Genomic DNA, 25885 nt, shown 5'->3' on the forward strand with positions numbered 1-25885 from the left:
GGGCAGATTCCGCATTCAGTCGTCAAAAGGGCCGGCGGCAGTGAACGCGCCGCCTTGCAGGCGGGCGTTAGGATCATCCGCGGCAGGCTTTGGCAGTTGCTCCATCTGGCCGCGAAAACGCTCCGAGCTGTCTTGCGGGTTGAAGCCCAGGTGCGCGGCGTAGCGGTTGTTCCACCACAGGTCACGGTTGGCCGAGACGCCATAGACCACGGTATGGCCGACATTCTCGGCAAGCAACGCACGCTCCACCAGGTGGGCAAGGTCCGCGTAGCTCAGCCAGGTTGAAAGCATGCGCAGGTTGCGTGGTTCAGGGAACGATGAACCGATGCGCAGGCTTACCGTCTCGATGCCGTAGCGATGGAAGTAGAAGGTGGCGAGGTCTTCCCCATACGACTTGGACAACCCGTAATAGCAGTCCGGGCGCCGCGGCGACTGCGCGTCGAGCTGCTCGTCCTGTGGGTAGAAACCGGTGACATGGTTGGAGCTGGCAAAGACCACCCGCTTGATCCCCAGCTTGCGCGCGGCTTCATAGACATGAAAGGTGCCACGAATATTGGCGTCGAGGATCTCTTCGAAAGCGCGCTCGGTGGAGATTCCGCCGAGGTGGACGATGGCGTCCACGTCCTGGGCCAGAGCGAGAACGCCGGCCTTGTCTGCCAGGTTGCAGGTAATCACTTCTTCATGGTCGCCCGCCGGCGGAGCCATCGGGCTGATATCGGAGGCGCGCACGACGTTGGCGTGTGCTTGCAGCGCTTCGCGCAGGATCTGCCCCAGCCCGCCGGCAGCGCCGGTTAGCAGCAGGCGGTTGAAGGGTTTGCGCGGGGCGGTGGAGGGTGTGGTCATGGCGGGCGCCTCTGATTGAAAGTCCATTGAATGTCGTCGTCTGCCAACGCCGGGCAACCGCACAGGCCGCCCGGTCGCGGGGCATTACATGAAGTTGTACTGGATGCCCAGGCGCCAGCGGGCCTGGCGATCGTCGGTGGTGGATTTGACCTTGATGTCACCCACTTCCATGAACGGTGCCCACTGCTTGTTGAGCTTGTATTTGATGATCAGGTTCTGCTCGTAGTCGCTTTTCTTGTTGTCGTAGCGGATGTAGTCGGTGTCGAAGTAGATGTACTGGTATTCGAACGCCCATGGGCCTTTGGGCGTGTAGCCAAGCCAGCCTTCGAGACGGGTGGTGTTCTGGTTGTCCTTGGCGCGATCTGCCCAGGAGTGATCGATCTGGTCGCGGTCGAGGTTGCGCGCGTCATGCCGTACGCGAGTGGCGACGTACCAGGTGTCGCTGATCTTGTAGCTGTACTTCAAGCCGAACTTGTAGGCGGTGGCATCCTTGGAGCTGTCCATCTGGAACGCTGGGGTCAGGGTCGACTTGGGGCTCAACTTGTAGTTGTAGTCCACGGTGAACTCATGGCCGTTGTTGACCATGTTGTCGTACGCGACGTCTTCGCGGTCGCCAGCCGTCTTGTATTTGATCTCGGCGGCGAAACCCAGGCCGCTGTCCATCCGGTAATTCAGCTTGATCCGATCAGAGTGGATGCTGTCGTCTTCGGTGAAGCCGTGGCGGTAGTTGATGCTGGCCGAGTCTGCGCAAGCATAGAAAGACAGGCCGAGCGTGCTGACAGCAATGAGCGTGCGGAGTGTGGTCTTCATGCGATCTTCTTTTTTTGTTTTTGTTGAGGTCGTTTTGAGGCGGGTTGTAGCTATCTGATGCGGTCGAGGGCAGGCGCCGCGTTCAGAGGTGGCTAAAGTTATCGTACAACTTTTAGGTTGTCTACGAGTTCTTAAGATGTTGTCGGATGACTAATTTTGATGGCTCTAGCGCGGGCTTTACAAGGGATATATTGGATTATTATCGGCCGTTATGTGTCGTGATTCGCAAAAAAATGGGCCTTCAGGGGTGGGTTTGGAAAGTTTTAAAGGGGTGCTTTTCAAAAGTTGTATGATGACGTAGGATCGTCTCCAGAGCGTGACTCACCCGCCACAAATCCAATAAGAAGGCTCAGACGTCCATGATCATCACTGCTGTTAACGTCCAGGTTTTTTCCTACCCCACGCGCCGCGCTGTAGACAGTGCCGGCCATGCCCACCCGGGCGATGTCACCCAGGCCAAGATGGCCCTGCTGCGGATCAAGACTGAATGCGGTAATGAAGGTTTTGCCTTCGGCGCGCCTGAACTGATCCGTCCCTATGTGCTGGACGGTTTCGTACGCAAGGTGTTGGTTGGCGCCAATGCCTTCGACCGCGAGAAGATCTGGCACGACCTCGCTCACTGGCAGCGCGGCAGCGCCAGCCAGCTGACCGATCGCGCCCTGGCGCTGGTCGAACAGGCGCTGTGGGACTGGGCCGGGCGCAAGCTGAATGTGCCAGTGCACAAGCTGATCGGCGGCTACCGCGACAAGGTGCCGGCGTACGGTTCGACCATGTGTGGTGACGAGCTGCCGGGCGGCCTGTCGACGCCGGAAGAGTACGGCCGTTTTGCCGAGACCTTGGTCAAGCGCGGCTACAAGGCAATCAAGCTGCACACCTGGATGCCACCGGTGTCGTTCGCGCCGAGCGTGAGCATGGACATCAAGGCCTGTGCTGCGGTGCGTGAAGCGGTCGGTCCAGACATCGCGCTGATGATCGATGGCTACCACTGGTACAGCCGCACCGAAGCCCTGACCGTTGGCCGGGCCCTGGAGAAGCTCAATTTTGCCTGGTTCGAAGAGCCGATGATGGAAGACTCGGCCGAGTCCTACGCGTGGCTGTCGGGTCAGTTGGACATCCCTGTACTGGGCCCGGAAAGCCTCGGTGGCAAACACCTGAGCCGCGCCAGCTGGGTGAAGAACGATGTCTGTGACATCCTGCGCGCCGGCGTGGCCGGTGTCGGCGGTATTGCACCGTGCCTGAAGGTCGCGCACATGGCCGAGTCGTTCGGCATGGACTGCGAGATCCACGGTAACGGCGCGGCCAACCTGGCCGTGGTCGGCGCGATCAAGAACTGCACGTGGTACGAGCGTGGCCTGCTGCACCCGTTCCTCAACTACGACGAGGTTCCGGCTTACCTCAAGCGCCTGGTCGACCCTATGGACGAGGACGGCTTCGTGCACCTGTCCGACCTGCCAGGCCTGGGCGAGGAGATCGACTTCGACTACGTCGAAACCAATACGCTACACAGCTTCTGATTCGTGCATGGCGGCACGCGCCATCGCGTGCCGCCCGAGAGTCCAATAACTATAAAAAGGCAATCTCACATGAGCGTTCTCCCCAAATTCTGGGCGGGGGTCCTGGCTGCTTCGCTGGCGATGACTTCGGTGCCTGCTGCGTTCGCCAAGACCCCCGCCGACCAGTTGATCGTCGGCATGAGCATGATCAACCTGCTCTCACTCGACCCGGCCGCGGCCACCGGGCTGGATGTCTCGGAGGTCAACGCCAACCTCTACGACATGCTGCTGGTCCAGGACGTCAAGCAGCCGGACCAGCTCGTCCCGGCGCTGGCCACCAGCTGGCAGGTCAGTGATGACCGCAAGACCCTTACCTTCAACCTGCGCCAGGGCGTCAACTTTCAGTCTGGTAATCCGCTGAGTGCCGAAGACGTCGCCTGGTCCCTGCAGCGCGTGATCAAACTCAACCTGGCCCTGGCCTCGACCTGGAAGGCCTACGGCTTCACCGCAGGCAACGTTGCCCAGCACATGCGCGCCACCGATGAGCACACCTTCGTCATCGACCTGCCGCGCCCGACCGACCCGATGCTGGTGCTCAACACCCTGGCGACTTCGCCCAGCGCATTCATTCTCGACCGCAAGGTGGTCCAGCAACACCAGAAGGGCGACGACATGGGCGGCGCCTGGCTGACTACCCACGCCGCCGGCAGCGGCCCGTTCATTCTCAATGACTGGCGCGCCAACGACGTCATCCTGATGACCCGCTTTGACGGTTACTGGGGTGGCCCGGCCAAGCTCAAGCGCGTTGTCATGCGCAACATGACCGAGTCGCAGTCGTTGCGCCTGATGGTCGAGCGCGGCGACCTGGACCTTGCCAAGGGCATGTCGGCGCCGGATATCGAAGCGCTGGAGAAGTCGGACAAGGTCCGTACCCAGACCGTGCAGCGCGGCACCCTCTACTACGTGGCGCTGAGCGTCAAACAAAAGCCGTACGATGACGCCCGTGTGCGCCGTGCGGTGCGTTCGCTGATCGATTATCAAGGCATCAACCAGACGGTCATGCCGCACTATGGCCAGCTCAACCAGCGCCCGCTTCCACTCGGCTTGCCGGCCCGGCTGGACGACCCTGGCTACAGCCTGAACGTAGCCGAGGCGAAAAAACTGCTCGCCGACGCCGGTTACCCGAACGGCTTCAAGACCACCATCCGCGTGCTCACCGAGCCGCCGTTCATCAATATCGCCTCCAGCCTGCAAGCGACCCTGGCCCAGGCCGGCATCCAGGCCACCATCGTCACTGGCACCGGCAACCAGATCTACGGTGCCATGCGCGAACGCAGCTTCGACATTCTGGTTGGTCGCGGTGGCGGCGGCGCCGAGCGCCATCCGCATTCGAGCCTGCGCACCCTGGTGTACAACCCGGACAACCGCGATGAAGCCAAGCTGAGCAACTTCCAGGGCTGGCGCACGTCGTTCTACAGCCCGGAGTTGAACAGCCTGATCGAACAGGCCGAAGTCGAGCCCGACAAGGCTCGGCAACTGGCCCAGTACCAGCAGATCCAGAAGACCCTGGATGAGCAGGTGGGCGCGATCCTGCCGGTGTCGCAGATGACTGACACCGTGGTGGTGTACCACGACGTTCAGGATTACCAGACCCACAGCGCGGCCACCACCCGCTACAAAGACGTCTACAAGTCGCGATGAGCGGGACCGGGGCGTACGCGCCCCGCACCCTCGGTGTTTGCTGAACGCATTTTCAGGAGCCTGTTATGTTGCTTTCGACTGCCTCTGTGCTGGGCACCCGTGTGTCTGGAACTGCCCGCCGGGCCAGCACGGTCCTGGTGACCTTGCTGGGTCTGCTGGCGCTGACCTTCTTCATTGGTCGGGTGATGCCGCTGGACCCGGTGCTGGCCGTGGTCGGTCCGGACGCCGACAGCTCCACCTACGACCAGGTGTACCGGGCAATGGGCCTGGACAAACCGATCTGGACCCAGTTTGGCCTGTACCTCAACGATTTGCTTCACGGTGACTTTGGCAACGCGCTGCTCACCGGCCACCCGGTGCTCGAAGACATCAAGCGGGTGTTCCCGGCGACCATCGAACTGGCCACGCTGGCGATCCTGTTCGGCATCGTCATCGGCTTGCCGCTGGGTGTGGTCGCGGCCAGCAACCAGGGTCGTGTAGGCGACCATCTGGCGCGGGTGATTACCCTGTTCGGCTACTCCACGCCGATCTTCTGGGTCGGCATGATGGGCCTGTTGGTGTTCTATGCCTGGCTCGGTTGGGCCGGCGGGGCAGGGCGCATCGATCTTGCCTACGACGGCATGGTGCCAGACGTGACCGGCCTGCTGCTGATCGACACGGCCCTGGCCGGCGACTGGGAAGCCTTTACCAGTGCGCTGCGGCACATCGTTCTGCCGGCGCTGATCCTCGGCCTCAACTCGGTCGCCTACATCAGCCGCATGACCCGCAGTTTCATGCTCGAGCAGTTGTCCCAGGAGTACATCATCACCGCCCGGGTCAAGGGCCTGTCGCGTCGTCAGGTGGTCTGGGGTCACGCGTTTCGCAACATCCTCGTGCAGCTGCTGACCGTGGTCGCGCTGGCCTATGGCTCGCTGCTCGAAGGTGCGGTACTGATCGAAACCGTGTTTGCCTGGCCCGGCTTTGGCCAGTACCTGACCAGCAGCCTGATGCTCGGTGACATGAACGCGGTGATGGGCTGTGTGCTGGTGATCGGCCTGATCTTCGTTGCCCTGAACCTGATCAGCGATGCCCTGTACAAGGTGTTCGATCCAAGGACCCGCTAAGCCGCGCGCGGCCAGCGCGAACACATTGCATAACTATAAAAAGAAGGACGCCCACATGAAAACTGTATTTCCGATCCTGCGCCTGAGCCTGCTGGGCACGATCCTGGCACTCGGCCCGATGGCTGCGGCGCAGGCGAAAACGCCCGCCGACCAGTTGATCGTCGGCATGAGCATGGTCAACCTGTTCTCCATCGACCCGGCCAACGCCCCGGGCCTGGATGCCTCCGGGGTCAACGCCAACCTCTACGACACACTGATCAAACGCGACCAGGGCAACCCGGAAAAACACCTGCCACAGCTGGCCGAGCGCTGGGACATCAGCGAAGACGGCAAGCAGGTCACCTTCCACCTGCGTGACGACGTCAAGTTCCACTCCGGCAACCCGCTGACCGCCGAAGACGTTGCCTGGTCGCTGTACCGGGTGATGAAGCTCAACTTCGGCCTGGCCACCACCTGGAAGGCTTACGGCTACAGCGTCGACAACATTCAGGGGCTGATCCGCGCCACCGATGCGCACACGCTGGTGGTCGACCTGCCACAACCGACCGACCCGCTGTTGCTGATCGATTCGCTGGCGATTTCGCCCAGCGCGGTCATCGTCGACCGTCAGGAGGCCTTGAAGCACGAGAAGAACGGCGACCTCGGCGCCGCCTGGCTGGTCACCAACGAGGCCGGCAGCGGCCCGTTCACCCTGACCAAGTGGAGCGCCAACGACTCGCTGGTGATGACCCGTTTTGACGGCTACTGGGGCGGCCCGGCGAAGATGAAGCGGGTGCTGGTACGGCACATGACCGAGTCGCAGTCGCTGCGCCTGATGCTCGAACGCGGTGACCTGGACCTTGCCTATGGCATGGCTGCGCCCGACATCAAGGCCATCGAAAGCTCGCCCAAGCTGCAGGTCCAGGCACTGCAACGCGGCACCATGTACTACGTGGCGATGAGCATGAAGCAACCCGAATTCGCCAAGCAGAAAGTCCGCGAAGCGGTGCGCAACCTGATCGACTACAAGGGCATCGACGAGCAAGTCATGCCGCACTACGGCACGCTCAACCAGCAACCGATGCAGCTCGGCCTCGACGCTCGCCTGCCTGACCCTGGCTACCATCTCGACGTTGCCAAGGCCAAGGCGCTGCTGAGCGAAGCCGGCTATCCACAGGGCTTTACCACCACCATCCGGACCCTGTCCGAGCCGCCGTTCATCGACATCGCCGCGCGCATGCAGGCGACCCTCGCCGAAGGCGGGATCAAGGCCAACATCGTCACCGGCACCGGCAACCAGGTCTACGGCGCCATGCGCGCACGCAACTTCGAGATGATCGTGGCGCGCGGTGCCGAGCGCTATCCGCACCCGTACTTCAGCCTGCGCACGTTTGTCTACAACCCGGATAACAGCGATGCGGCCGGCTTGCCCAACTTCCAGGGCTGGCGGGCGTCGTTCTTCGATCAACAGCTCAACGAGCTGATCGATCGGGCCGGCGTCGAGCGCGATGCCAGCAAGCGCGTGAGCCTCTACCACCAGGCCCAGCAGCGCTACGACGAACAGGCCGGGCCGATCATGATGATCTCGCAGATGACCGACACGGCGGTAAGCGCGGTGGACGTCAAGGGCTTCACCGGCGATGACGCCGAGGCGACCCGCTACCTGGGCGTCTACAAGCAACGCTGAATCCTGTCGGGAGCGCCTGCGGGCGCTCCGGGCGGCCATGATTTCACCTCGAGAACATGCCGATGATTGCCAACATGTCTTCTACTGAAGCAACTGCCAAGCCGCAGGCCGATAACACGCCTGCTTCCAGCCTCGACGCCTTCTACAAAAGCAGCCTGCGGGTGCTCCGCCACCTGCTGCGCAACCCGATGACCCTGGCCGGGTTGCTGGTGGCCATGCTGCTGGTCGTGGTAGCCACTTTCGCGCCCTGGATCGCCACCCACGACCCGGTTGTGCAGAACCTCGCCAACGCCCTGCAGGCCCCTGGTGCCGCGCACTGGTTCGGCACCGATGAGTACGGCCGAGATATCTTCAGCCGACTGGTATACGGCTCACGCATCACCCTCTACATCATTACCCTGGTGACCGTCATCGTCGGCCCGATCGGGTTGTTCATCGGTACCGTTTCGGGGTACTTCGGCGGCATCGTCGATACCGTGTTCATGCGTATCACCGACATCTTCATTTCGTTCCCCAGCCTGGTCCTGGCGCTGGCGTTCATCGCTGCCCTCGGCCCTGGCCTGGAACATGCCGTGGTTGCCATCGCGCTTACCTCCTGGCCGCCGATCGCGCGCCTGGCGCGGGCTGAAACCCTCTCCCTGCGCAAGGCCGACTTTGTTGTGGCGGTCGAGCTGCAGGGCGCTTCGTCGACGCGGATCATCCTGCGCCACATCGTGCCGATGTGCCTGTCGTCGGTGATCATCCGCCTGACCATGAACATGGCCGGGATCATCCTCACCGCTGCGGCGCTGGGCTTCCTTGGCCTGGGCGCGCAGGCGCCGCTGCCAGAGTGGGGCGCAATGATCTCGACCGGCCGACGCTACATGCTCGAGTGCTGGTGGCTGGTAGCGGTGCCGGGTGCGGCGATCATGCTGGTGAGCCTGGCGTTCAACCTGTTGGGCGACGGCCTGCGGGACATTCTCGACCCGCGTAGCGAATAACTGGAGGCTCTATGTCGACGCTCAAACTCAATGTCGATTCGCTCAATGTGCGCTTCGTCAACGGCAAGAAAGAAATGCACGCGGTGCGTGATGTGTCGTTCACCCTGGGTCGGGAAAAGCTGGCCATTGTCGGCGAGTCCGGCTCGGGCAAGTCGACCGTCGGCCGCAGCTTGCTCAAGCTGCATCCGGGCAGCACGCAGATCACCGCCAAGGCCCTGCAGTTCGGTGATGTCGACCTGCTCAGCGCCAGTGAAAAGGCCATGCAGAAGATCCGTGGCCAGCGCATCTCGATGATCATGCAAGACCCCAAGTATTCGCTCAACCCGGTGGTAAAAGTCGGCGACCAGATCGCCGAGGCGTATCTTGCGCACCACAAGGCCAGCCGCAGCGAGGCCCGCGAGCGGGTCTTGCTGATGCTGGAAAAGGTCCATATTCGTGACCCGAAACGGGTCTACAACCTGTACCCGCATGAAGTCAGCGGCGGCATGGGCCAGCGCATCATGATCGCCATGATGGTGATCACCAATCCGGAAGTGATCATCGCCGACGAGCCGACTTCGGCGCTCGACGTATCGGTGCGCCAGCAGGTGCTCAATGTCCTCGAAGAGCTGGTGGTCGAGCAGCAGATGGGGCTGATTTTTGTCAGCCACGACCTCAACCTGGTACGCAACTACTGCGACCGGGTGCTGGTGATGTACGCCGGGCGAGTGGTCGAGTCGCTTGCCGCATGCGATCTGCAGTACGCCGAACACCCTTATACCCGTGGCCTGCTGGCGGCCTTGCCGAGCATGGACAACCGCCGCCCGCGCTTGCCGGTGCTGCAACGCGACCCGCTCTGGCTCACCTGCTGAGGTAACTGACATGTCCATGATCCAAGCACAATCGCTGAACCTGAGCTTCGGCCTTGGCTCTACCCTCAACAAGGTGCTGCACGACGTCGACCTGACCGTCGAAGACGGTGAGTCGTTCGGCCTGGTCGGCGAGTCGGGCTCGGGCAAGACCACCGTGCTGCGCTGCCTGGCTGGCCAGTATCGGCACTGGAGCGGGTCGTTGAGCATTGCCGGCGCGCCGCTGGAGCACAAGCTCAGCAAGGAACACTTTCGCAAGGTGCAGATGGTCTTCCAGGACCCCTATGGTTCACTGCACCCGCGGCACACCATCGACACCGCGCTGCGCGAGCCGCTGACCATCCACGGTATTGGCGATCGCGATGACCGGATCAACGACATTCTGGTCAAGGTCGGTCTGAACGACAGCTTCCGTTATCGCTACCCGCACCAGTTGTCCGGTGGTCAACGCCAGCGTGTGGCGATTGCCCGCGCATTGATTCTCGAGCCGCGTGTGTTACTGCTGGATGAGCCGACCTCGGCGCTCGATGTCTCGGTGCAGGCCGAAATCCTCAACCTGCTGGCCGACCTGCGTCAGCGCGAGAAGCTCACCTACCTGATGGTGACCCACGACCTGGGCGTGGTCAGCCACCTGTGCGACAAGGTCGCGGTGATGCAGCAGGGACGGATCGTCGAGCGCCTGGATAGCCAGGCGCTGAGCCAGGACCTGGCCAGTCACGAGTACACCCGCATGCTGGTACAGGCCAGTCGTGATTTCAGTGCGGAATCGCCGCGCGTTGCGTCAGCCTGAATACCTGTTGTTGGCGGTGCGGGCCTCTTCGCGGGGCAAGCCCGCTCCTACAGGAAGAGGCCCGCACCGCCCCCCACCCGTAATGGCAACCACAAGGACGATAAAAATGCCTTATGCACGATCACTGCTGACCACCCTGGCCATGAGTTGCAGCCTGCCGCTGTGGGCGCTGGACGCCCCCAGCAAGCTTCAGGTGCCGACCCTGGCCTACGATGACCAGCAGATCATCCTGGTCTGGGAAAAGCCGGCCAACCACGCCGACATCGCCGACTACCACGTCTACGCCAACGGCAAGTTGCTCGGTGGCAGTAATGCCAACAACGGCCAGGTATCACCCGCCAAGCCCTACATCGACCGCTTCTACGAGCAGGACACGCAAAACTTCCATCACCGCATCGCCATCCACAGCTTCACCGCCCTTGGCCTGAAGCCGGACACCGAGTACCGCTTCACGGTGCGATCGGTCGCCCGCGACGGCAAGGAGTCGACCGATAGCCCGGTAGTCGTGCAGCGCACGAGCACCGTGCCGGCACTGTTCAACGTGAAGCAGTACGGCGCCAAGGGCGATGGTCAGACCCTCGATACCGCCGCGATCCAGCGCGCCATCGATGCCTGCAGCGTTGGCTGCAAGGTGTTGCTGCCGGCCGGTATCTTCAAGAGCGGTGCGCTCTACCTCAAAAGCAACATGACCCTGGAAATCGCCGAGGGCGCGACCCTGCTCGGCTCCGAACGCGCCGAGGATTACCCGCGCGACGGCTACATCCAGTACCCGTATTCCACTACCGTGCGGCCGGCCTCGCTGATCAACGCCTTGCCGCGCGACCCGCGCAAACACCAGGCCTTCGAGAACATCCGCATCGTCGGCAAGGGCACCATCGACGGCAACGGCTGGAAGCGCAATCCTGACGTAACCGATGAGCGCGGCCAGCAGCTGCCGTTCTACCTGCCCAGTGACAACACCCGCTACATGCACGATGGCCTGCTGGCCAAGGCTCAGGTCGAACGCGCCGTCGCCGAAGGCATGAACGTCAAGGACGCCTACGGCCAGATGCGCTCATCGCTGATCACCCTGCGCGACGTGAAAAACGTCTTCTATGGCGGCTTTACCGTACTCAACCCGGCCTACCACGGCATCATGAACCTGGAAACCGAGAACGTGGTGCTGGCCAACACCACCCACAAGACCTACGACGCCAATAACGGCGATGGCATCGAGTTTGCCAACAGCCGCGGCGCGATGGTCTTCAACAACTTCTTCGACACCGGTGACGACTGCGTCAACTTCGCTGCGGGCACCGGTGCCGAGGCGGTCAAGCAGAAAACCCAGGAAGACGCCTGGATCTTCAACAACTATTTCCGCAAGGGCCACGGCATGGTCGTCGCCGGCAGCCACACCGGGGCCTGGATCCAGAACATCCTGGCTGAAGACAACGTGTCCGATGGCACCGATGCTGGCTTGCGCATGAAGAGCACCAACTTCATGGGCGGCGGCGCGCGTAACGTTACCTTCCGGGATTCGGCGATTCGCAATACGGCCAAGCAGGCGTTCATCTTTACCCTCGACTACAACGACCCGAACGCCAAGCTCGACTACCAGCGCTCGACCATACCCGGGCAGTTCCGCGATATACGGGTGAGCGATGTGACGGTGGAAAACGCCCAACTGGCAGCAATCGAAGTCAAGGGCGATAGCCAGCACGGCGCCTATCATCAAGGGCTGGCGTTCGAGCGGGTACGCTTCAGCGGGCCGGCCAAGGTCAAGATCGATGGCCTGAAGGATTCACGCTTCGACTCGGTGAGCTTCAGCGAGACCGGCGACGCCAATCCGTGGCAGGTCAGTGGAAGCGACGGCCTGGCGTTCCAGGATGTACAACCCGCGCCGCCCCAGCAGTAACCGGGTCACTCGCCGTAAAACGCCTGCCGCTGTTGAGCTTCACGCAGGCGCATGCGGCTATTGCTCAGGTGCAGGAACATGGCCGCACGCGCCGCATCGACCTGGCGGCTGGCAATCGCGTCGAAGATCTGCTGATGTTCGCGGTTGATTCCCGCCAGGTAGGTAGTGCGGTTGCTCTGCCCGGTGTAGGCGGAGTTCATCCGGGTGCGTGGGATCAGCTTGGTACCCAGGTGCTTCATGATGTCGATCAGGTGAGGGTTGCCGGTGGCCTTGGCGATTTTCAGGTGAAACTGGAAATCGGCATTGGTCGTGCTGCCGGATTTTTCCGGGCCTTGCAGCAAGGCGTTCAGAGCCTGCTCGATCTCTTCGAGGGCTTGCGGCGTGGCGCGCTCGGCGGCCATGCCGGCGGCTTGCACTTCAAGGCTCAGGCGAAACTCCAGCAGGTCGAGTACGTCGGACAGCAGCACGATGGTCGCGGGGCCTACGTTGAACCCTTCGGGCGCGGGCATGTCACGTATGAAGGTGCCGACGCCGTGATGGGTTTCGACCAGACCGGCCGCTTGCATCCGTGACAGGGCATCACGTACCACCGAGCGGCTGACACTTTCGGCAGCCATGATCTGTGCTTCGGTGGGCAGTTTTTCGCCGCGCTTTAGCGTGCCTTCACGCATGCGCTGGGCAAAGCGTTCGACCAGTGTTTCGGCGAGGCGGCGAGGTTTTATTTTGGCAGTAGAGGTAGGGTCCGACATGGTCGTGCTCTAAAGTGATCAGCGGCTATTATAGTGCGTATTAACGCAATGCAGCCGGTATAATCCACCATCGTCTGATTTGAATGGAACCTCCCCCAATGGAGCGTGGTGCCCCTGATCGTCGCGTGAGTCTGGCCCAGCAACTGGTGCTCGACTTGTCCCGCCGGATTCTCGCTGGCGAGCTGCCGGCGGGCAGCAAATTACCCACCGAACAAGCGTTCACCGAGGAGCGCGGCGTTAGCCGCACGGTGGTGCGCGAAGCCATGTCGCGGCTGCAGGCAGAAGGCTTGGTGGAGACTCGCCGAGGCATTGGCACCTTCGTCGTCGATACCAGCCGCCCTGGAGAGTTTCCTGACAACGCGGCCGACAAGGGCAGTGGCGGCGACGCGGTTGCGGTCTTCGAGCTGCGCCTGAGCCTGGAAGTCGAGGCAGCTGCCATTGCTGCGCAGCGCGCGACGCCGAGCCAGTTGCAGACCATCCGTGCAGCGCTGGACGAGGCTAACCGTGCGGGCCTGCTGCGCAAGGACGGCAGCCGCGTCGAGTTTGAGTTTCATCTGCAGATTGCCTTGTGTACGGCCAACAGTTTTTTCATCGATGCGATGACGCACATTGGCAATACCTTGATCAGCGGCGTGCAACAGGCGCTCACCGAGCAACAGCGTGCGGTGGTCATCGAGGAGCGTGAGCAGATCTATGCCGCGCTGGTGCGTAACGACACCGAGGTGGCGCGCGCAGCGATGCGACTGCACCTGAGCAACGGCCTGCATCGAGCGCTGGTGGCTGCACCGGTGAGCGCTGACGGATAGGTGCTGGCAATGCCGGCCTCTTCGCGGGACAAGCCCGCTCCTACAGGATTGGGGAATGCCCAGATCTAGCGATCACCCTCGATCCTGTAGGAGCGGTCTTGCCCCGCGAAGAGGCCATACGCTCCACCCCCTCCCCAATGCTGAAACACAACATCAGCCCCTCCAGAAACCACTCGACAGCCGTTTTTTACGCATTTTTTACGACGCCAACGCCCGCCAAAACCGATACTGATCGCCTCTTTTTGCCCGCAGACGAGAAGTCATTCGTGAGCATAACCGCGTCCGTCGCAGACCATCCCGCACACCCGCCCACTTCGGGCCTGGCCATGCTCATCGCCGCCGCCGGCGTAGTGTACGGCGATATCGGCACCAGCCCGTTGTACACCCTCAAGGAAGTTTTCTCCGGCCATTACGGCGTGCAGCCCAGCCACGACGGTGTGCTGGGCATCCTCTCGCTGGTGTTCTGGTCGCTGATCTGGGTGGTGTCGATCAAGTACGTGCTGTTCATCCTGCGCGCCGACAATCAGGGCGAAGGCGGCATCATGGCACTGACCGCGCTGGCGCGGCGGGCAGCGGCGCCGTATCCGCGCTTGAGCAAGGTGTTGGTGTTGCTCGGCCTGTTTGGTGCTGCGCTGTTTTATGGCGACAGCATGATCACTCCAGCGATTTCCGTGTTGTCGGCAGTCGAAGGCTTGCAGTTGGCGTTCGATGGCATTGATCACTGGGTGGTACCGCTGTCGGTGGTCGTGCTGGTGGCGTTGTTCCTGATCCAGAAACATGGCACAGCGCGCATTGGCATTCTGTTCGGGCCGGTCATGGCGCTGTGGTTTGTCATCCTCGGCGCGCTCGGCATTCACGGCATCATGCAGCGTCCGGAAGTGCTGCAGGCGCTCAATCCAGCCTGGGCGGTGCAGTTTTTCGTGGTGCACCCGGGCATGGGCGTGGCTATTCTCGGCGCCGTGGTCCTGGCGTTAACCGGAGCCGAAGCGTTGTATGCCGACATGGGCCACTTTGGCCGCAAGCCGATTGCCCGCGCCTGGTTTCTCCTGGTGCTGCCCGGGCTGGTGCTCAACTACTTTGGCCAGGGCGCGTTGATCCTCGGCAACCCCGAGGCCGTGCGCAACCCGTTCTACCTGCTGGCGCCGAGTTGGGCGCTGCTGCCAATGGTGGCGCTCTCCACCCTGGCCACCATCATTGCTTCGCAAGCGGTGATTTCTGGCGCGTTCTCGTTGACCCGCCAGGCCATCCAGCTCGGCTATGTGCCGCGCATGTTCATCCAGCACACCTCCAGCCAGGAGCAGGGGCAGATCTATATCGGCACGGTGAACTGGGCACTGATGGTCGGCGTTGTGTTGCTGGTGATCGGTTTCGAAACCTCCGGGGCGTTGGCCGCCGCCTATGGCGTGGCGGTGACGGGCACGATGTTGATCACCACCTTGCTGGCGTCGGCGGTGGTGCTGCTGTTGTGGAAGGCCCCGCGCTGGTTGGCGATCCCCATGCTGCTGGGATTCTTTGTGGTCGACAGCCTGTACTTTGCCGCCAATGCGCCGAAGATCTTCCAGGGCGGCGCCTTCCCGGTGATTGCCGGCGTGGCGTTGTTCGTACTGATGACGACCTGGAAGCGCGGGCGCAACATTATCGTCGAGCGGCTGGACGAAGCGGCACTGCCGCTTGATCTGTTCATTGCCAGTGTGCAGACGCAACCGCCGTTTCGTGCGCAGGGTACGGCGGTATTTCTCACCGCGCGCAGCGACGCCGTGCCGCACGCGCTGTTGCACAACCTGCTGCATAACCAGGTGCTGCACGAGCAGGTTGTGCTGCTGACGGTGGTCTCGGAGGACCAACCGCGGGTCAGCCCCAGCAAGCGCTTCGAAATCGAGGCCTATGGCGGCGGCTTCTTCCGCGTCACCTTGCATTTCGGCTTTATCGAGGAGCCCGATGTACCCCAGGCACTGAGCCTGTGCCACCGTGACGACCTGGATTTCAGCCCTATGCGGACCACCTACTTCCTCAGTCGAGAAACGGTCATCGCCACCAAGCGCATCGGCATGGCGCGTTGGCGTGAACACCTGTTCGCGTTCATGCTGAAAAATGCCAACAGCAATTTGAAGTATTTCAAGCTGCCGTTGAACAGGGTGATTGAGCTGGGCACTCAGGTTGAGATGTGAGTGGCTGTCATGGGGTGCCGTTTCTGCCGTACAGACGGAAACCAGGGCGCTCGCACAGCCGGTCGTAGTAGCCGCTGACGGCCGGCAAAGGCGGGTGGTCCAGGGCGTTTCAAACCCACGGTTGACTGACAGGCCGATGGCAATGTCGGCATTGATGGAAGTTGCTTTGCCCAATACCCGCAGCAGAGCTGGTGATGATGAGTGCCGTCGGTACTCTGGCAGTAGTTTAGAAATATCTGAACTAAGTTTTTGCCGTCAACGATTTGTCCGGCTCCGGGCTATCAGCACAATGGCCGCATTTAGCGAGATGCATTTCCCGACCCATCACATCTGCTTTGGCGATTACGTCGATCCAGGCACTGGTCGTTGAACTTTCTTCTGGCCTTGGGGCTGTCGATCTCTCAGTCGGTCAAGTAAATGACCCGCTCCCATGGCTGATACAACCAACACCGAACGTTAAGAGCAAGTGGGCTGTCCGCCGAGCTTGCGAACGGCTATTCCAATCAACACCGCGTGTGTAGCTGGAAGGGTCTTTCGCGAGCGGAGCTTGCTCTTTTTGATTGTCGATAACCCATCAAGAAAAGGAAAGTTGCGTGGGGCTGACTAGGCGAAAATTTTTAATTGGCGGCGGCGTTGTGGCCGTTGCCGGTGGCGCGGGGATTCTTACCCCGATGCTGACGCGCGAAGGTAGATTGATTCCCGGTAAACCGCGATTTGGTTTTGTACAAGGCAGCGAAGGGCCGCTGCCGCAGCAAGCCGACGTAGTTGTTGTCGGGGCGGGTATTCTCGGGTTGATGACCGCGATCAATCTTGCTGAGCGTGGCCTTTCGGTGGTCGCGGTTGAAAAGGGCGAGATTGCCGGCGAGCAGTCCTGCCGGTTTTATGGTCAGGTCATGACCTACAAGATGCCGGATGCAACATTCCAGTTGCACCATCTTGCAAAACATCGTTGGCGTGAAATGAACGCCAAGGTTGGTCTGGATACCAGTTATCGCACGCAAGGCCGAGTCGAAGTGCCTTACGATGAAGAAGACCTGGAAAACGTCCGAAAGTGGATTGATGTCAAAACCAAGGAAGTCGGCGCCGACATCCCATTCAAGACTCGCATCATTCAAGGCAGTGAACTTGAGCAGCGGCTGCACGGCGCCGTATCGCCGTGGAAAGTTGCAGGTTTTGAAGAAGACTCAGGCAGCCTCGACGCCGAGGTTGCATCGTATGTCATGGCCGAGTACGCCAAGAAAATCGGTGTCAAGATCTACACCCACTGCGCCGCGCGGGGGCTGGAAACCCAAGCGGGCGCGATCTCCGATGTCGTGACGGAGAAGGGCGCCATCAAGACGTCGCGTGTGGTCGTGGCCGGCGGTGCGTGGTCCAGATTGTTCATGCAGAACCTGGGTGTCGATGTTCCGACATTGCCCGCGTATCAGTCCCAGCAAATCATCAGCGCTGCATCCCGCGCGCCCGGTGGCAACGTTGCCTTGCCTGGCAATATCTACTTCCGCCAACAGGCCGACGGTACCTACGCCACGTCGCCGCGGGTGGTCGTTGCGCCGGTGGTCAAAGAGTCGTTCATGTATGGCTACAAGTATCTGCCGCTGCTGGCGATACCTGACTTCCCAGTGCATGTCGCGCTCAACAAGCAGCTCATCGATTCATTCTTGCAGCCAACGCATTGGAAACTGGATGAAGTTTCGCCGTTCGAGAAGAACAGGCTGATGACCGCGGCCCCTGATATTCCAGAACTGGATGCATCGCTGGCCAAGCTTAAGGTCGAGTTCCCGGCATTTGCTGAGTCGAAGTTGATCGATCAGTGGAGTGGCGCCATGGCGATCGCGCCGGATGAGAACCCGATCATTTCGCGGGTCAATGAATACCCGGGTCTGGTGATCAATACCGCGACGGGTTGGGGTATGACCGAAAGCCCGGTGTCCTCGGAAATTACCGCAGACCTGTTGCTGGGCAAGGATCCGGTACTTGATCCGAAAGCCTTCAGCCTTTACCGCTTCAACAGCTGATTATTAGCGATCGAACTCGGTTGACGGCGGAACAGTCGACGACATGTTCCGCAATGGAATGACCCGTGCACGTGGCGTTGAGGCGTGCACATAATTCATGGCAATCATTTAAGGAAGAATCATGAAATTTGCTTCGAAGACTGTTGCTGCAATGGCGTTGACAATGGCCGGTGCGGGTGGCGTATACGCCCAGGATGTTGTGCGCCATAGCGCAGGTAGTTTCCCCATTTCGGCAGCGGTAGAAATCCCTGCCGGTAAAACGACGGTCTACCTCAGTGGCTCCGTGCCGTCGGTCACCAATGCCAATGCTCCTGCGGATTCGCTTGAGGCTTATGGTGATACCAAAAAACAAACAGTCAATGTTCTGGAGAATATCCAGAAGCAACTGAAAGGCCTCGGTCTTGAGCTCAAGGATGTAGTGAAGATGCAGGTGTTCCTGGTCGGTGGGCCTGAGAACGGCGGCAAGATGGACTTCGATGGTTTCATGGAAGGCTATACCCAGTTCTTCGGGCCTGCTGCCAAACAGCCTAATCTGCCAGCACGCTCTGCGTTCCAGATTGCCGGTCTCGCTCACCCTGCATGGCGTGTCGAGATCGAAGTGGTTGCAGTTCGTCCTTGAGAGGCAGCCCCGTCGAGTCTTAGCGTCATAGCCTGACGTGGTGACGGGTTCAGCATTGCTGGGCGATCTCCCGCAGAGATCGCGCCAGCTTGAGGCTTAGTGCAAGACAGTCGCTCACACAAACACAGCGGCAGTCTTGAGGCATGCTCAGCCTTTGTTTGTGAGTCAGCTGGTGAGGGCTTCGCCCTCATTTCGCGACACAAGGCCGCTCCCACAGAGACCGCGCCAGCTTGAGGTTTAGTGCAAAACAGTTGCTTCCACAGGGTATGCGGCGCGCTTGCGGACTTTGTTCTATGCGCGACAGCGTAGCCCGAAGGGCGGGGTGATCTCCCACAAGGTATCAGCGCCGATATGAGTGTGAGAACGGCCTTGGGGAAGGTCAGTCGTCAAGGCAAGCCAAGGCGCAGCTCGAGATTTGCGCATCCTGTACCGCAACCCCGGTGAGGTCGATCAGGGTGATCTGATCGTCGTTGTCGCGTCCCTGCGCACGCCCTGCGAGGAGGGCCCCCAACTCGGCCAATTGCTGCGCGTTTATCAAGCCAGCCTTGAGCGCATGTGAAATCTCGCCGTATTGGCTGCACTGTGAAAGCGAGTCGACAATGATGCGATCTGCCCGTGCAACGAGTGCGGCATCGAGCTCCTGCTTGCCTGCGGCGTCGGCGCCGACTGCGGTGATGTGCGTGCCAGGTTGTACCCACTCATTTTTCAGTAATGGCTCGCGCGTCGGCGTGGCGCAGACAATCAGGTTCGCCCCACGGGCAACATCCTCTGCGTCATGGGTGATTTGCACCTGATACCCCAGCCCGCTGGTAAAGGCTTTATACGCTTCAAGTTCGCGCTGATTGCGCCCCCACACGATAACCTTGCGGCACGTAGTGACCGCGCCCAGTTGCTCCAGCTGCATCCGGGCTTGCATGCCGGTGCCGAGAATGCCGATGGCGTGTACCTGCCTGGGGGCCAGCAGGCGTGCGGCGATCCGACCGGCCAACGCGGTGCGGATACAGGTCAGCCATCCCTCATCTTGCAGCAACGCCAAAGGCTGTCCGGTTTTCGCCGACAGCACCATCATCAAACCGTCGTTGCTCGGCAGCCCGTTGCTCGGATTGTCATAGAAGCCGGTCGATACCTTCACCGTGAAGGTGTCGCTGCCCTCGACATAGGCCGACTTCACGCAGCAGTCGCCATTCGCTTGGGCAAATGCAAAGGCCTGAACCGGGGGCACCTGCACCTTGCCTGCGGAGAACGCGATGAACCCCTCTTCGAGGCGCTGGATGGCCAGCTCCAGATTGAGCGTGGAGACAATCTGCGTTTTGCCAAAGACCTTCATTGAACGGCCTCAAGGAATTTATCCAGGAGAATATTGCGCCCGCAGACCACCACCGCGACGCGCTTGCCGCGGTACTCCTTGGCCAGTTTCTGCATGCCGGCTACCGCGACGCCGGCTGCGCCTTCGATGATCCAGCGATCACCGCTGGCGACATCGCGCATCGCTGCCGTGATTTCGGCTTCGCTGACCAGCACCGTACGCGTGAGCAGGCTCTGACAAAGTGGGAAGGTAATGCTGTCGGGCTCGACGCCACCCGCCGTGCCATCGGAAATCGTCTGGTCTTCCTCCATTTCGATGATCTCACCCGCTTCCAGTGAGCGTTGCAGGGTAGGCGCGTTGGCGGGCCAGCAACCGATGATGTCGACGTTCGGGTTCAGCGCGCGCAGGGCAGCACCGATACCGGAAATCATCCCGCCACCGCCGACGGCGACGAACACCGCGTCGAGGTCGGGTGCCTGCTCGAACAGCTCGATACCGATGGTGCCCTGACCTGCGATGACTTCAAGGTCGTTGTAGGGCGAAACAAAAGGTTTGCCCTGTGTCTGCGCCTGACGAGCAGCCTCGAGTTCCACGCTCAGCGGATCGGTGTCGAGGCTCACCACCTCGGCGCCAAGGGCCCGCATGGCATCGAGCTTGTACGCCGATGCTGAAGTGGTGGTGTAGACCGTGACGGGTACGCCCAGCACCTGGCCGGCCAGTGCCAGGGCTTGCCCGTGGTTTCCCGATGAAGCGGTAATCACGCCCAGCGTACGCTGCGCTGCCGGCAGCAAACGAAGCTTGTTGCTGGCGCCGCGGAACTTGAACGAACCGGTGTGCTGGAGGTGCTCGCACTTGAGGTACACGCTGCACTCAGTCAATGCCGACAGGCGCGTGCTGTAGGTGAGCGGCGTGACCGCCACCTGCGGACGCAGCGCTTGGTGTGCTTCGCAAATGGCTTGATACAGCGACAGCAGGGCGTTGGCATTGGCAGACATTCGTTAATCCTTCGGATAGAGCGCATAGGCTAGATGTAATATTTATCTACCGTAGACTTATTTTCTCAGTGTGGCAAGCGCCTGCACGCAGTCGAGGATGCTGCTTTGACTGCGGCATCCTTGAACGTGGTCGATGGCAAAAGCGCTTGGGGGAGGGGGAAGTGCCTCTGAGTGAGCTAGCTTTTCAGCGCCTTCAGGTATTTGTATACGGTCGCTCGGCCCATATTGAGCACGTTGGCAACGTAGTCGGCACTACTGCGGCCTTCGAATGCGCCCTGCGCGTGAAGCGCCTCAACCAGGCTGCGTTTGTCCTTCATCTTGAGGGTTGGCAGCGACAGATCACGCTCCTTGAGCCAGCTGTGCAAGAAGGTGTTGATTCGCTCCTGCCAATCATCCTTGAACAGCGACTCGGGTTGCGGGATCAGGCGACTGACCTGGAAAAAAGCATCGAGCGCCTCGCGTGCTTGCTCCAGCACGGAGAAATTCAGATTGATGCACAGCAGGTATTCAACCTCGCCATGCTGGTCGTACAAAACGCTGGTGATGGAGCGGATTTTTTGTCCATTCCAGTTGATTTTCTCGTACGGGCCCAGGTTGGCGGAGCGGCGAAAATCGCCGAGTTCCTGGTCCAGTGCCGAATCATCCCCCAGCTTTCGTTTGGAGAAATTATTGGCGATGTGAACGATGGTTTGACCCTTGACCTCGTGGACGATGACTTCCGCGTGAGGGAAAAGTAACAGTGCAATGCTGTCAGCGATTGCCTTGTAGTTCGCTATATTCATCTTCTGCCAAAGGTTGGATTTGAAAGGTGCAGCCTCTGCGCAGAGGACTGCCTGGAAGCAGTGTGCGTGGGCATTTTGTCCATGGTGGACTCAAGTGCCACCGGGTTCAAGCGCGTGAAACGCTGAGTTGGCGGCGCGCAGCCCGCTAGCGTCCTGCAAAGCTCAGGGGGCACACGTGGGAACGCTATAATCAGCACGCGCTGAGGACGCACTGCCTTTGCGCTATGCAGGCGCGTCATGGCGCCCACGTTCCAATCAGGGGGTAACATGATTCCATTTGAAATCAGTCATCTGGACCACGTTGTGTTGAGGGTCCAGGACATGCAGCAGAGCCTTGATTTCTACACCACTGTGCTAGGTTGCCACGTTGTGAAGCGCCGTGAGGATCTAGGCATGATCCACCTGCGTGCCGGTGCGTCGATGATCGATCTGGTCGATGTACAAGGCCCATTGGGCATTCAGGCGGGGGGAGCGGCTGATCCGCAACACCGTAACGTTGACCACTTCTGCCTGCGCATCACTCCATTCAGGGAAGCTGAGCTTCTGAGCTTTCTGAGTTCGGCTGGAGTCCAGGCAGAAAAGGCCATCATTCGCTACGGCGCAGAAGGTGAAGGTCCCTCCATCTACTGCTTCGACCCAGATGGCAATCAGGTTGAGCTCAAAGGTCCACCGCTATAACTATCAGCCGCTGTCGATCCATTGCGGCCAGTCCTAATTCAAATCTGCGGACTGCATCGTCAGTATGATCTTGCCAACATTACCGGACGCTTCCATTCTGCGATGGGCCTCGCTGGCATGTGAGAGCGGGAAGCTGCTGTCTACCACCGGCTTCAGGCTTTCGCCTGCTTCGAAACGATCCAGCCAGTGTTCGCGGAAGCGCCTGATCATCGCGTGTTTTTCTGGCTGGGTACGCGACTTCATTACCGTGCCGATGACCTGCAGGTGGCGGTACAGAATGTCCTGCAACTTCAACGTGACATCATCGCCTCCGCCCAGTATGCCGACCTGGATAAGCCGACCACCGTTGGCGAGCGATGCCACGTTGCGGCCAAAATAGGGCTGGCCTACGAAGTCGATGATGATGTCTACCCCGCGGCCCTGAGTATGGCTGGCGATCACCTCGGCGAAGTCCTGGGTCTTGTAGTCAATCACGACGTTGGCTCCCAACTGCTCGACTCGCGCTGCTTTGGAGCGTTCGCTAGTGGCGTACACCGTCGCCCCTGTGGCATGAGCGAGCTGTACCGCAGCAGACCCGACACCGCCTGCTGCAGCATGGATCAGCACAGCGTCACCCCGTTGCAGGCCGGCCAGATGCATCAGCGCTTCGTGGGCGGTTACGAACACCTCAGGGATCGCTGCCGCATGGACGTAATCAAGTTGGGCAGGAATCGGCATGGCCATGCGGTAGTCGATGCGGGCATATTCAGCGTAGGCCCCGCCCCCGACGACCCCCATTACCCGGTCACCCACGCGGTAGCCCTGGACCTCGCTCCCCACCTCCATTACCTCGCCGGCGATTTCCAGGCCAATGATCAGCGAGTCGCCGAAGTCTGGCCGTCCGTAGCCGCCTGTGCGATGGGTCAGGTCGGCGCGGTTGACGCCGGCTGCGTAGACGCGCACCAGCAGGTCAGTAGGGCGCACTTGCGGGGAGGGCACGTCTGTCAGTTGCAAGACGTCGGCAGCTCCGAATGATTCAAAAGTGATTGCTTTCATGGCTGTGCGGCTCCAAGACTTAAATTTGGCTGATGAATTTATGGGTCAGGTAGTGCTCGATACCTTCGATGCCGCCTTCAGAGCCGTGCCCGCTCTGCTTGATGCCACCAAAGGGCAGTTCGGGGGCGACGATGCGGTAGTGATTGATGCCGATCATCCCCGCCTCCAGTCCGTCGCTGACGTCCATTGCGGTGCGTGCGCTGCGGGTAAAGGCGTAGGCAGACAACCCATAGGGCAGGCGGTTGGCCTCCTGCAGCCCATCTGCCAAATCATCGAATGGCATCAGGATGGCGATGGGGCCAAAGGGTTCTTCATGCATGACCCGGGCGCTCATCGGCACGTTGGCCAGAACGGTCGGTGCGAAGAAGAACCCCGGCCCTGGCAGGCATTCACCGCCGGCCAATACCTGGGCCCCTTTGGCGACAGCGTCGGCGACCAGTTCTTCCATCTTGAGCAACTGGCGCATGTTGGCGAGTGGTCCAACCTGAGTATCCGCGGCCTGGCCGTTGCCAACTTTCAGCGCGTTGGTGGCGCTGACGAAGTGATCGACGAACTGCGCATACACGCCGCGCTGCACCAGAAAACGAGTGGAAGAAATGCACACTTGGCCCGTACCTCGGAAGCGGTTGGCGACGCCTTCCACGGCTGCCCGCTCGACATCGGCATCGTTGAACACCAACACCGGGCCGTGACCGCCCAACTCAAGGGTGATCGGCTTGACCCCTTCGGCGGCCCGGGCTGACAACAAGCGCCCAATCGGCACCGAGCCGGTAAAGGTCACCTTGCGGATGACGGGTGAGGCAATCAGGTGGCTGGATACCTGGTCCGGTACGCCGAATACCACTTGCAGCACACCCTTGGGCAGTCCGGCGTCGTTCAGTGCCCGAGCGAGTGACAGTGCTGTAGCGGGGCTTTCCTCGCCAGGCTTGAGAATCACGCTGCAACCTGCGGCCAGTGCCGCCGACAATTTTCGCGCGGGGGTGATGGCAGGGAAGTTCCACGGGGTGAAAGCGGCGACCGGACCGATAGCCTGGCGCTTGACCATCTGCAGTACACCCGCACGGTTGGCAGGTACTATCCGGCCATCAATGCGCCGCGCACTCTCTGCAAACCACTCGAAGTATTCGGCCGCCCGGGTAACTTCATCCAGCGCTTCACTGATCGGTTTGCCTTCTTCGAGCGTCATTTGCGCAGCGATATGTGGCGCGCGTTCGAGCAACAGGTCGGCAGCGCGCTTGAGTACCCTTGCTCGCTCGGCAGGCAGCGTGTTGCGCCACTGCTCAAAGCCTTGTTGGGCCACCTCCAGGGCAAGATCAAGATCCGCGGCAGTGGCGAGCGGAACCTGGCCGATTTCTGTTTCGGTAGCGGGATTGACGACGGTGGCCGTAGCGCGGTCGTCGGCGCTGATCCATTCACCTCCGATGAACAGGTAGAGCGGGTCGTATGGCGTATTCATAGCTGTAATTCCCTGGTTTCTCGAAGTGGTCTGCGTGCCGCGATTAACGGCCTGTGCAATCGAGTCTAGGGAGAGTGACGGCGTTGATTTAGCCCCGCGCCAGGGAATGACTGTTGTGCGCAGAGGGAAGATCGCCTTTAAATGGGCGCTGGCCGCAAAGTGTGCGGCGATCTAGACATCGGAGCAGGTGGCGATGGACAAGCTTTCCAATATGGCTGTGTACGTGAAGGTGGTCGAAATGGGCAGCTTTACCGCAGTCGCTAACTATCTCGATTCCACGGTTGGCAATGTGTCCCGGTCTGTCTCCGCGCTTGAGCAGATGTTGGACACGCGGCTGCTCCAGCGTTCCACCCGACGCTTGTCCATCACCGATGCAGGCCGACGATTTTATGATCGTTGCACGGCAATCCTGGCAGACCTTGAGCAGGCCGAAGCTGAAGCGCGCAGTGCCTTATCCGAGCCACGAGGTACCCTGCGCGTGCATTGCATTCCGGGGCTTGGCAGATCTCTTGTGACTGATGCGGTACTGGAGTACCGCGCGGTATTCACCCAGGTGAGCGTGGATTTGATGTTGTCTCAGCGGATGCCAAACCTGCTGGAGGATCAACTCGATGTGTCGATCCTGATTGCCAGGGCGTTGCCCGATTCGAACTATGTGAGCCAGAAGATCGGCGTGAGTCATTGCGTGTTGGTGGCCTCACCCGAGTACCTTGCCAAGCATGCGCCGCCGCTCAAACCGCAGGATCTGAGCGACCATCAATGCCTGCTCCTGGGGACGGTCGATTACGCCCGTGATGAATGGCAACTCAAGAGCAGACGGGGTGACGCCACTTTCGTACCGACGGGCTCACACTTGTGCGTAAACGATATGGAGGCGATGTCGGTGGCGGTGAAGCGTGGCGCAGGCATCGGTATGCTGGCTGGCTTCTCAGCCATTGACGATCTGCGCAGCGGCAAGCTCATCCGGGTTTTGCCGGACTTCCACACCCAGGAGCGTAATGTGTATGCGGTGTATACGTCGCGTCAGTTTGTCGATGCCAAGATAACCGAGTTTGTCGAGACGTTGAAGCGCACTGTGGGCGGCCAGTTGGCAATGACCGCAGGTGAGTTGTTAGCCGTGTGAGGGCAAGCGGGGGCGGTTGTGTCGT

At 60.8% G+C, this 25885-nt stretch carries 22 protein-coding genes and 1 pseudogene; 14 read left to right on the plus strand and 9 right to left on the minus strand.

Translation table 11 applies throughout. The features are described from left to right. Positions 1–15: 15 nt before the first annotated feature. Both J3B00_RS12455 and J3B00_RS12460 read right to left on the minus strand, forming a co-directional pair. Positions 16–843: an NAD(P)-dependent oxidoreductase gene (locus J3B00_RS12455; RefSeq protein ID WP_209867792.1), complete on the minus strand. Its 828-nt coding sequence runs from the start codon at positions 841–843 to the stop codon at positions 16–18. 84 nt (positions 844–927) lie between these two features. Continuing rightward, a complete protein-coding gene (locus J3B00_RS12460; protein WP_209867793.1) occupies positions 928–1653 on the minus strand; it encodes an oligogalacturonate-specific porin KdgM family protein in 726 nt (241 codons plus the stop codon). A gap of 359 nt (positions 1654–2012) precedes the next feature. On the opposite strand from J3B00_RS12460, the gene J3B00_RS12465 reads away from it, so the two are divergent. From J3B00_RS12465 to J3B00_RS12500, 8 genes are all read left to right on the plus strand, one after another. Further along, a complete protein-coding gene (locus J3B00_RS12465) occupies positions 2013–3167 on the plus strand; it encodes a mandelate racemase family protein (protein ID WP_209867794.1) in 1155 nt (384 codons plus the stop codon). 69 nt (positions 3168–3236) lie between these two features. Continuing rightward, positions 3237–4847 (plus strand): ABC transporter substrate-binding protein, encoded by a 1611-nt coding sequence (locus J3B00_RS12470; RefSeq protein ID WP_209867795.1) that lies wholly within the window; start codon positions 3237–3239, stop codon positions 4845–4847. A gap of 65 nt (positions 4848–4912) precedes the next feature. After that, positions 4913–5950, plus strand: a complete 1038-nt coding sequence (locus tag J3B00_RS12475; RefSeq protein ID WP_209867796.1) for an ABC transporter permease — start codon at positions 4913–4915, stop codon at positions 5948–5950. A gap of 55 nt (positions 5951–6005) precedes the next feature. Then, positions 6006–7616: an ABC transporter substrate-binding protein gene (locus tag J3B00_RS12480; RefSeq protein ID WP_209867797.1), complete on the plus strand. Its 1611-nt coding sequence runs from the start codon at positions 6006–6008 to the stop codon at positions 7614–7616. Between the two features lie 62 nt (positions 7617–7678). Continuing rightward, positions 7679–8596 carry an ABC transporter permease gene (locus tag J3B00_RS12485; RefSeq protein WP_209867798.1) on the plus strand — a complete coding sequence of 306 codons (918 nt, stop codon included), beginning with the start codon at positions 7679–7681 and terminating at the stop codon, positions 8594–8596. An 11-nt stretch (positions 8597–8607) separates the two neighbouring features. Next, positions 8608–9447 (plus strand): ABC transporter ATP-binding protein, encoded by an 840-nt coding sequence (locus tag J3B00_RS12490; protein ID WP_209867799.1) that lies wholly within the window; start codon positions 8608–8610, stop codon positions 9445–9447. 10 nt (positions 9448–9457) lie between these two features. Next, entirely contained in the window at positions 9458–10234 is a 777-nt protein-coding gene (locus J3B00_RS12495) for an ABC transporter ATP-binding protein (protein WP_209867800.1), read from the plus strand. A gap of 106 nt (positions 10235–10340) precedes the next feature. Continuing rightward, positions 10341–12128, plus strand: coding sequence for a glycoside hydrolase family 28 protein (locus tag J3B00_RS12500; protein WP_245362542.1), 1788 nt, complete (start codon positions 10341–10343; stop codon positions 12126–12128). Positions 12129–12133: 5 nt separating this feature from the next. On the opposite strand, the gene J3B00_RS12505 is transcribed toward J3B00_RS12500, so the two are convergent. After that, positions 12134–12877 (minus strand): FadR/GntR family transcriptional regulator, encoded by a 744-nt coding sequence (locus J3B00_RS12505; protein ID WP_209867802.1) that lies wholly within the window; start codon positions 12875–12877, stop codon positions 12134–12136. 98 nt (positions 12878–12975) lie between these two features. On the opposite strand from J3B00_RS12505, the gene J3B00_RS12510 reads away from it, so the two are divergent. Both J3B00_RS12510 and J3B00_RS12515 read left to right on the plus strand, forming a co-directional pair. Further along, complete coding sequence (locus tag J3B00_RS12510; protein WP_209867803.1) at positions 12976–13683, plus strand: FadR/GntR family transcriptional regulator; 708 nt, start codon at positions 12976–12978, stop codon at positions 13681–13683. A 326-nt stretch (positions 13684–14009) separates the two neighbouring features. Beyond that, complete coding sequence (locus tag J3B00_RS12515) at positions 14010–15851, plus strand: potassium transporter Kup (protein ID WP_245362788.1); 1842 nt, start codon at positions 14010–14012, stop codon at positions 15849–15851. A 7-nt stretch (positions 15852–15858) separates the two neighbouring features. Here J3B00_RS12515 and J3B00_RS26570 read toward each other — a convergent pair. Beyond that, positions 15859–16001: pseudogene (locus J3B00_RS26570) on the minus strand (glutathione S-transferase); the annotation flags it as partial. 443 nt (positions 16002–16444) lie between these two features. Between J3B00_RS26570 and J3B00_RS12520 the strand changes: the two are divergent. Beyond that, positions 16445–17866 (plus strand): FAD-binding oxidoreductase, encoded by a 1422-nt coding sequence (locus J3B00_RS12520; protein ID WP_209867805.1) that lies wholly within the window; start codon positions 16445–16447, stop codon positions 17864–17866. A 121-nt stretch (positions 17867–17987) separates the two neighbouring features. Next, positions 17988–18485 (plus strand): RidA family protein, encoded by a 498-nt coding sequence (locus tag J3B00_RS12525; RefSeq protein ID WP_209867806.1) that lies wholly within the window; start codon positions 17988–17990, stop codon positions 18483–18485. Between the two features lie 379 nt (positions 18486–18864). Here the strand turns inward: J3B00_RS12525 and J3B00_RS12530 are convergent, their stop codons facing one another. From J3B00_RS12530 to J3B00_RS12540, 3 genes are all read right to left on the minus strand, one after another. Next, positions 18865–19812: an ornithine cyclodeaminase family protein gene (locus tag J3B00_RS12530; protein WP_209867807.1), complete on the minus strand. Its 948-nt coding sequence runs from the start codon at positions 19810–19812 to the stop codon at positions 18865–18867. Continuing rightward, positions 19809–20786: a threonine/serine dehydratase gene (locus tag J3B00_RS12535; RefSeq protein WP_209867808.1), complete on the minus strand. Its 978-nt coding sequence runs from the start codon at positions 20784–20786 to the stop codon at positions 19809–19811. Before J3B00_RS12535 ends, J3B00_RS12530 begins: the two co-directional genes overlap by 4 nt. Positions 20787–20962: 176 nt before the next feature. Beyond that, positions 20963–21568: a PAS domain-containing protein gene (locus J3B00_RS12540; protein ID WP_209867809.1), complete on the minus strand. Its 606-nt coding sequence runs from the start codon at positions 21566–21568 to the stop codon at positions 20963–20965. 267 nt (positions 21569–21835) lie between these two features. Between J3B00_RS12540 and J3B00_RS12545 the strand changes: the two genes are divergently transcribed. Beyond that, on the plus strand, positions 21836–22246 hold the full coding sequence (locus J3B00_RS12545; protein WP_209867810.1) for a VOC family protein: 411 nt from the start codon (positions 21836–21838) through the stop codon (positions 22244–22246). A gap of 33 nt (positions 22247–22279) precedes the next feature. On the opposite strand, the gene J3B00_RS12550 is transcribed toward J3B00_RS12545, so the two are convergent. Together J3B00_RS12550 and J3B00_RS12555 are read right to left on the minus strand one after the other, a co-directional pair. Next, positions 22280–23281: an NAD(P)H-quinone oxidoreductase gene (locus J3B00_RS12550; protein ID WP_209867811.1), complete on the minus strand. Its 1002-nt coding sequence runs from the start codon at positions 23279–23281 to the stop codon at positions 22280–22282. Positions 23282–23300: 19 nt separating this feature from the next. Next, positions 23301–24737, minus strand: a complete 1437-nt coding sequence (locus J3B00_RS12555; RefSeq protein ID WP_209867812.1) for an NAD-dependent succinate-semialdehyde dehydrogenase — start codon at positions 24735–24737, stop codon at positions 23301–23303. A 193-nt stretch (positions 24738–24930) separates the two neighbouring features. Here J3B00_RS12555 and J3B00_RS12560 point away from each other — a divergent pair, with 193 nt between their 5' ends. Next, entirely contained in the window at positions 24931–25860 is a 930-nt protein-coding gene (locus J3B00_RS12560; RefSeq protein WP_209867813.1) for a LysR family transcriptional regulator, read from the plus strand. Positions 25861–25885 lie beyond the last annotated feature (25 nt).

Source organism: Pseudomonas sp. BP8 (assembly GCF_017875955.1).
Lineage (GTDB): Bacteria > Pseudomonadota > Gammaproteobacteria > Pseudomonadales > Pseudomonadaceae > Aquipseudomonas.

Excerpts from the sequence above, each read along its gene's own strand:
- J3B00_RS12455 (WP_209867792.1), bottom strand. The coding sequence starts at position 843 with ATGACCACACCCTCCACCGCCCCGCGCAAACCCTTCAACCGCCTGCTG.
- J3B00_RS12460 (WP_209867793.1), bottom strand. The coding sequence starts at position 1,653 with ATGAAGACCACACTCCGCACGCTCATTGCTGTCAGCACGCTCGGCCTG.
- J3B00_RS12465 (WP_209867794.1), top strand. The coding sequence starts at position 2,013 with ATGATCATCACTGCTGTTAACGTCCAGGTTTTTTCCTACCCCACGCGC.
- J3B00_RS12470 (WP_209867795.1), top strand. The coding sequence starts at position 3,237 with ATGAGCGTTCTCCCCAAATTCTGGGCGGGGGTCCTGGCTGCTTCGCTG.
- J3B00_RS12475 (WP_209867796.1), top strand. The coding sequence starts at position 4,913 with ATGTTGCTTTCGACTGCCTCTGTGCTGGGCACCCGTGTGTCTGGAACT.
- J3B00_RS12480 (WP_209867797.1), top strand. The coding sequence starts at position 6,006 with ATGAAAACTGTATTTCCGATCCTGCGCCTGAGCCTGCTGGGCACGATC.
- J3B00_RS12485 (WP_209867798.1), top strand. The coding sequence starts at position 7,679 with ATGATTGCCAACATGTCTTCTACTGAAGCAACTGCCAAGCCGCAGGCC.
- J3B00_RS12490 (WP_209867799.1), top strand. The coding sequence starts at position 8,608 with ATGTCGACGCTCAAACTCAATGTCGATTCGCTCAATGTGCGCTTCGTC.
- J3B00_RS12495 (WP_209867800.1), top strand. The coding sequence starts at position 9,458 with ATGTCCATGATCCAAGCACAATCGCTGAACCTGAGCTTCGGCCTTGGC.
- J3B00_RS12500 (WP_245362542.1), top strand. The coding sequence starts at position 10,341 with ATGCCTTATGCACGATCACTGCTGACCACCCTGGCCATGAGTTGCAGC.
- J3B00_RS12505 (WP_209867802.1), bottom strand. The coding sequence starts at position 12,877 with ATGTCGGACCCTACCTCTACTGCCAAAATAAAACCTCGCCGCCTCGCC.
- J3B00_RS12510 (WP_209867803.1), top strand. The coding sequence starts at position 12,976 with ATGGAGCGTGGTGCCCCTGATCGTCGCGTGAGTCTGGCCCAGCAACTG.
- J3B00_RS12515 (WP_245362788.1), top strand. The coding sequence starts at position 14,010 with ATGCTCATCGCCGCCGCCGGCGTAGTGTACGGCGATATCGGCACCAGC.
- J3B00_RS12525 (WP_209867806.1), top strand. The coding sequence starts at position 17,988 with ATGAAATTTGCTTCGAAGACTGTTGCTGCAATGGCGTTGACAATGGCC.
- J3B00_RS12530 (WP_209867807.1), bottom strand. The coding sequence starts at position 19,812 with ATGAAGGTCTTTGGCAAAACGCAGATTGTCTCCACGCTCAATCTGGAG.
- J3B00_RS12535 (WP_209867808.1), bottom strand. The coding sequence starts at position 20,786 with ATGTCTGCCAATGCCAACGCCCTGCTGTCGCTGTATCAAGCCATTTGC.
- J3B00_RS12540 (WP_209867809.1), bottom strand. The coding sequence starts at position 21,568 with ATGAATATAGCGAACTACAAGGCAATCGCTGACAGCATTGCACTGTTA.
- J3B00_RS12545 (WP_209867810.1), top strand. The coding sequence starts at position 21,836 with ATGATTCCATTTGAAATCAGTCATCTGGACCACGTTGTGTTGAGGGTC.
- J3B00_RS12550 (WP_209867811.1), bottom strand. The coding sequence starts at position 23,281 with ATGAAAGCAATCACTTTTGAATCATTCGGAGCTGCCGACGTCTTGCAA.
- J3B00_RS12555 (WP_209867812.1), bottom strand. The coding sequence starts at position 24,737 with ATGAATACGCCATACGACCCGCTCTACCTGTTCATCGGAGGTGAATGG.
- J3B00_RS12560 (WP_209867813.1), top strand. The coding sequence starts at position 24,931 with ATGGACAAGCTTTCCAATATGGCTGTGTACGTGAAGGTGGTCGAAATG.